Below are 5,670 nucleotides of genomic sequence, written 5' to 3'. Positions count from 1 at the left end.
CCCGAGCCGGTCGTACTGCCGGAGGGTTTGCGGGTGCATGTCCGCGAGTTCTGCGGCGACGGAGATCACGTAGATGGGCAGGCTTGCGTCGATTGCCATCGTGACCTCCTTTCGATGCTGCTTGGGCTTTAGAGTTTCGCTTTGGCGGCGAGGCCCGCTCGCGGGTCGGCGTCGACGGTCGCGGCGGCAAACGCCTCGACAGCAGCCTCTGCGTCCTTGTTCAGTTTCTGCGGGACGACGACGTCGATGGTCACCAGCAAGTCACCGGTCGCCTTTGCTGTGGACACCCCACGCCCCTTGACGCGCAGGGTCCGTCCGGACGGCGTACCGGCGGGGACTTTGACCTTGACCGTGTCACCGGTCAGCGTGGGGACATCGATGTGCGCACCCATTGCAGCCTCCGGGAAGGACACCGGCACGTGGACGCGGATGTTGTCGCCGTCGCGCTGGAAGAATGGATGCGGTTTCACGCTTACGCTGACCATCAGGTCGCCATTTCCTGCGGCGCCAGCCTGGCCCTTGCCCCGGACGCGGACCTTTTGTCCGTCCTTGATGCCGGCGGGCACCCGAACATCGATGACTTCACCGGAGGGCTCACGCAGTCCGATGGTGGTGCCGTTAATGGAACCGGCGAAAGAAATACTGGTGGTCGCCGTACGGTCGGCGCCTTTACGCGGGGTCGGCTGGTAGCCTCCGGGGAACCCACCGCCGCCCTGGCCGAAGCCGCCTCCCCCGCCCTGGCCGAACAGGTCGGCGAACTCGGGTGGAAGATTGCCGTAGCTGGCGCCTCCGCCACCGCCGGGGCGTTGGCGTCCGGGCCTGGGCTGTCCGGCACCCTGACCGAAGAGGTTGCCGAAGATATCTTCGAAGCCAGCGCCGCCGGCTCCCCCACCGGGACCACCGGCGGTAAAGCGTGCGCCGCCGCCCATGGCACGGATGGCGTCATACTGCTGACGATCCTCAGGATCGGACAACACCGAGTACGCCTCGGAAATGTCCTTGAACATCTTGTCCGACCCGCCGGTTGCCTGATTCTGGTCCGGGTGGTGCTTGCGCGCCAACTTCCGGTACGACTTCTTGATGTCGGCAGCTGTTGCATCTTTGGGGACACCGAGAATTTTATAGAAATCCTTGTCGACCCAATCCTGACTAGCCAATTGGCGTCCCCTTTCGTATATGAATTCAAAGCATAGGTGAGTAGCGATGGAGCCGGAGCAGTGTCCGACCCGGCGGCTTTAATATTTCAAACGAGCTCTGCGAGCGAGGAAATTTCGTTGCCGCCGGTCGGGCACTGCTCCGGCTTCCCAGGCGCTACTCGGGCACTGCGACGATAACTTGGGCTGCCCGCAGGACGCGGTCGCCCTTCTTGTAACCTGCCCGCAGGATCTGGCTGACGCTGTCGAACTGTACGTCGGCACTGGGCTGCTGGATCAGAGCCTCGTGGATGTTCGGGTCGAACTCCACTCCGGTCTCGTCGATCCGGCTTAGGCCGTAGGTCTTCAGCGCGTTTTCCAATTTGGTGGAGATCGCAGCGAAAGGTCCGTCGGCCAGGTCGCCGTGCTGGCGAGCGGCGTCGATGTCGTCCAGGACGGGCATCAGCGAGTTCAACACTCCGATGACTGCCATGTCCCGGGCCACGTCCCGGTCGCGCTCGACGCGCTTCCGGTAGTTGACGTACTCGGCCGAGAGGCGTTGCAGGTCGGTACGCAGCTCCGCTTCCACAGCTGAGGCCGATCCGGCGGCGGGTTCGGTGAACCCCTCGCCGTCGATCCCGTTGAGGATTGCCTCGGCCTGGGCCAGCGCATCGCTACCATCGGCGGGCTGCTCCCCGGCGTCGGCTTCCTCAACGGGATCCTGAACGGAGTCCGGGGTCACAGGCTGGTCGGTGTGACCAGCCTGTGCGCCGTCGTCGTCCTGCTGCTGCCCACGGACCTTACCTGCCTCGGGGTCGATCTTCCGGTTATCGCGGAAGCTGACCGGTTCGGACTGGTGCTCTTCTTCGTTTCCGTGGTGCGGCATGACTACTTCTTTTCGGTGTTGTCGTCTTCGTCGACTACCTCGGCGTCGACGATGTCCTCGTCGTTCGAGGACGAGCCAGCGTCAGGCGCCGTTCCATCCTGAGGTGCGTCGGCGCCTGGCGCGGCGGCGTCCTGCTGTGCCGCTGCGTAGATTGCCTCGCCGAGCTTGGTCTGTGACGCCTGAAGCTTCTCAAACGCGGCCTTGACCGTGTCAGCCGATCCGGCTTCCTCAGGGTTGGCTTCGAGTGCCTTCTTCAGTTCGTCGACGTCGGCCTGAACCTCGGTCTTGACGTCCTCGGGCAGCTTGTCCGAGTTGTCGGCGATCAGTTTGTCGACCGAGTAGGCCAACTGCTCGGCACCGTTGCGGGTGTCGGCTGCTTCGCGGCGTTCCTTGTCCTCGGCTGCGTGCTCCTCGGCTTCGCGGACCATACGGTCGATGTCTTCCTTCGACAGCGCGGTGCCGCCGGTGATGGTCATCGACTGCTCGGCGCCGGTGCCCTTGTCCTTGGCGGACACGTGGACGATACCGTTGGCGTCGAGGTCGAAGGTGACCTCAACCTGTGGCACGCCGCGGGGGGCGGGAGCGATTCCGGTCAGTTCGAAGGTACCCAGTGGCTTGTTGTCCCGGGTGAACTCGCGCTCGCCCTGGAAGACCTGGATAGCAACCGATGGCTGGTTGTCGTCGGCGGTGGTGAAGGTTTCGCTGCGCTTGGTGGGGATGGCCGTGTTGCGCTCGATCAGCTTGGTCATCATGCCGCCCTTGGTCTCGATCCCGAGGGACAGAGGGGTGACGTCGATGAGCAGCACGTCCTTACGCTCACCCTTCAGCACGCCTGCCTGGAGTGCGGCGCCGACGGCGACGACCTCATCAGGGTTGACGCCCTTGTTGGGCTCCTTGCCACCGGCGAGTGACTTCACCAGTTCAACGACGGCTGGCATGCGGGTTGAGCCACCGACGAGCACGATGTGGTCGATGTCGGCAACCTTGATGCCTGCTTCAGCGATGACGTCGTTGAATGGCTTCTTGGTGCGGTCCAGCAGGTCCTTGGTGAGGTCCTGGAACTTGGCACGGGAGAGGTGCTCGTCCAGGTGGACGGGGCCGTCTGGGGTGACCGAAAGGTACTGGAGGGAGATGTTGGTGGAGCTTGCCGAGGAGAGTTCCTTCTTGGCCTGCTCTGCCGCTTCCTTCAGGCGCTGCAGGGCGATTTTGTCCTTGGACAGGTCAACACCCTTGGCTTTGGCCTGCGACAGCAGGTAGTCAACCACGCGCTGATCCCAGTCGTCGCCGCCGAGGCGGTTGTCACCGGAGGTGGAGCGTACCTGAATGGTGGAGAAGTCGTCTTCATCCTTGCCGACCTCGAGCAGGGAGACGTCAAATGTGCCGCCACCCAGGTCGAAGACCAGGATGAGCTCGTCTTCCTTGCCCTTGTCCAGGCCGTACGCCAGTGCTGCAGCGGTTGGCTCGTTGACAATACGCAGGACGTTCAGGCCTGCGATTTCGCCTGCTTCCTTGGTGGCCTGGCGCTCGGCGTCGTTGAAGTAGGCGGGAACGGTGACGACAGCGTCGGTCACCTTTTCACCCAGGTAGCTTTCGGCGTCGGTCTTCAGCTTCTGAAGGATGCGCGCGGAAATTTCCTGAGCCGTGTAGTTCTTATCGTCGACCTTGACGTTCCAGTCGGTGCCCATGTGGCGCTTGACGGAAGCAATGGTGCGGTCGATGTTGTTGACGGCCTGGCGCTTGGCGATTTCGCCAACCAACACTTCCCCGCCCTTGGAGAACGCAACGATCGAGGGCGTAGTCCGTGCGCCTTCAGCGTTGGCGATAACGGTGGGCTCGCCACCTTCGAGTACGGAAACCACTGAGTTGGTGGTTCCGAGGTCAATACCTACTGCACGTGACATGCGTATTTCCTTTCAACAGCCCGTAATGAGGGGAATCGCTCAGCCCGTAGCCTGGCGAGTATTCGCCTGAAAGCCGGATCTTGAGCGTTCTTCACTCAACTGTACTCCGAGGCCGCAGAGAGTCAAATCTAAGTTGAGTGGGATAGGCTCAACCTTGCGTGCGGAGGCGCATTGAGTCGCCGAACTCCGCGGTCGCGCGGGCCTCGCAGGCTGTTCAGCCGTGAGAGAACGTCCTGCTGGCCCGCACCCCCGTCCTCCTGCTGGCCCTCACCCCCGTCCTCCTGCTGGCCGTCGCCACCCCTGCCGAGGAGTGACATCTGCCGGGTTGAGGGCGCCCTGACCGACCAGACCTTAGTCTTTGGTTGGCCCTGGGCGGGGTGTTCAGGAGGCGGTCCGTGTTGGTTGTGTGGGCCGAAAAATAGTTGAGAAAGTTTTTCTGGTGACCCTGAATCGGCCCCTATTTTGTCAGTGGGCGATGATGGAATAAAGGTATGAAAGGCAGCGACGCTTCTGCTCCCGGATCGGGATTCTCCCCCGAATCCGGCCCCGGTTCTGGCCCCGGTTCCGTCTTCGAGAGCGGGTCCGCGAACACTGCTTCGGGGAATGCGGGTGGGTATGGTCCGCGCGGGCCGCTGGGCGGGGAAGCGACCTGGACCGCTCCGATCGGGCCGGGGGCTCCGGTGCCGTTGTCTGGCCAGGTGTCGGTCGCGGCGATGGTGACGTTGAACGCGGGGCAGACCGTGAACCTGCTCAAGACGCTCTCAGTGTTGCGGTCCTGGGTCGATGCGCAGGAAGCCAAAGCGGCCACCCATCTTTATGACCTGATGGCCGAGGAACACCCCTGGGTCGAAGACCTGGACCGTGTTCATGCCCTGGCCGGCGCGGAGATCAGCGCCGCGCTGCGCATCCCGGAACGGACCGCGGGGTTTCTCCTGGATACCAGTGAACTACTGACCCGTGAGTACCCGGCCACGCTGCGCGCGTTGGAGGACGGCAGGCTCTCCCAACGCCATGCCACGGCCGTCGTGCAGGAAGCCATCAGCATCCCCAATACCGTCCCGGCGGTTACCGCCGCGTTTGAAGCCCACCTCATCGGTCTGGCCTGCCAGACCACGGTGGCGAAGTTTTGCCGCCAGGCCCAACGGCTACGCGAAGCCTTACACCCCGAGTCGACTACCTTGCGGCGCCGGAAAGCTCTTCAGGACCGTCGCGTGTATCTGGCACCGGTCCAGGACGGGATGGCCTGGCTCCAAGCCTTCCTGCCCACCGAACAGGCCGCCGGGATCTTCCACCGCGTCGACACCGCAGCCCGTAACCTGCAAGGCCCCGACGAATCCAGGACCCTCACCCAACTCCGGGCCGACGTCCTCGTGGACGTCCTCACCAGCGCCGGACCCACCGGACACCTGAGTGGCCCGGCCAGAGGGACCAGCGGGCTCGAAGATTCCGTGCCCGCAGATTCCGTACCCGCAGATTCCGTGCCCAGGAGCGATCGTGAACCCGGCAGTGGCGACGGGTCCAACGGGTCCAACGGTGGCAGCGGGTCGGGTCAGTCGGGGGAGGCCAGCACGTATTGGGGTGTGCAGGCGAAGGTGTTCGTCACCGTCCCGGTGATGACTCTCCTCGGTGGGGACACACCGGGTGAGTTGGAAGGCTACGGGCCGATTGATCCCGAGACCGCACGCCAACTCGCCGGCCACGCACCATCGTTCACCAGGATCCTCACCCACCCCTTCACCGGGGCCAGGCT

At 63.8% G+C, this 5,670-nt stretch carries 4 protein-coding genes and 1 pseudogene; 1 reads left to right on the top strand and 4 read right to left on the bottom strand.

What is annotated here, in order from left to right; genetic code table 11:
• The 4 genes and pseudogenes from K728_RS19625 to dnaK all read right to left on the bottom strand — a co-directional run.
• Positions 1 to 99: pseudogene (locus tag K728_RS19625) on the bottom strand (heat shock protein transcriptional repressor HspR); the annotation flags it as partial.
• Between the two features lie 29 nt (positions 100 to 128).
• Entirely contained in the window at positions 129 to 1,157 is a 1,029-nt protein-coding gene (locus K728_RS0115000) for a DnaJ C-terminal domain-containing protein (RefSeq protein ID WP_019482216.1), read from the bottom strand.
• A 154-nt stretch (positions 1,158 to 1,311) separates the two neighbouring features.
• Positions 1,312 to 2,019 carry a nucleotide exchange factor GrpE gene (locus K728_RS0114995; RefSeq protein ID WP_019482217.1) on the bottom strand — a complete coding sequence of 236 codons (708 nt, stop codon included), beginning with the start codon at positions 2,017 to 2,019 and terminating at the stop codon, positions 1,312 to 1,314.
• Between the two features lie 2 nt (positions 2,020 to 2,021).
• Positions 2,022 to 3,920 (bottom strand): molecular chaperone DnaK, encoded by a 1,899-nt coding sequence (gene dnaK, locus K728_RS0114990; RefSeq protein ID WP_019482218.1) that lies wholly within the window; start codon positions 3,918 to 3,920, stop codon positions 2,022 to 2,024.
• Positions 3,921 to 4,411: 491 nt separating this feature from the next.
• Here dnaK and K728_RS19620 point away from each other — a divergent pair.
• Positions 4,412 to 5,670: DUF222 domain-containing protein (locus K728_RS19620; RefSeq protein WP_024477184.1), on the top strand; the 1,259-nt coding region annotated here is incomplete at its 3' end.

The organism is Arthrobacter sp. CAL618, assembly GCF_000468215.1.
Lineage (GTDB): Bacteria > Actinomycetota > Actinomycetes > Actinomycetales > Micrococcaceae > Arthrobacter_D.
Note: the sequence above shows the minus strand (reverse complement) of the source record. Positions and strands in the feature narration are given on the sequence as shown.

Coding starts and splice junctions, on each gene's coding strand:
- K728_RS0114995 (WP_019482217.1), bottom strand. CDS start 2,019: ATGCCGCACCACGGAAACGAAGAAGAGCACCAGTCCGAACCGGTCAGC.
- dnaK (WP_019482218.1), bottom strand. CDS start 3,920: ATGTCACGTGCAGTAGGTATTGACCTCGGAACCACCAACTCAGTGGTT.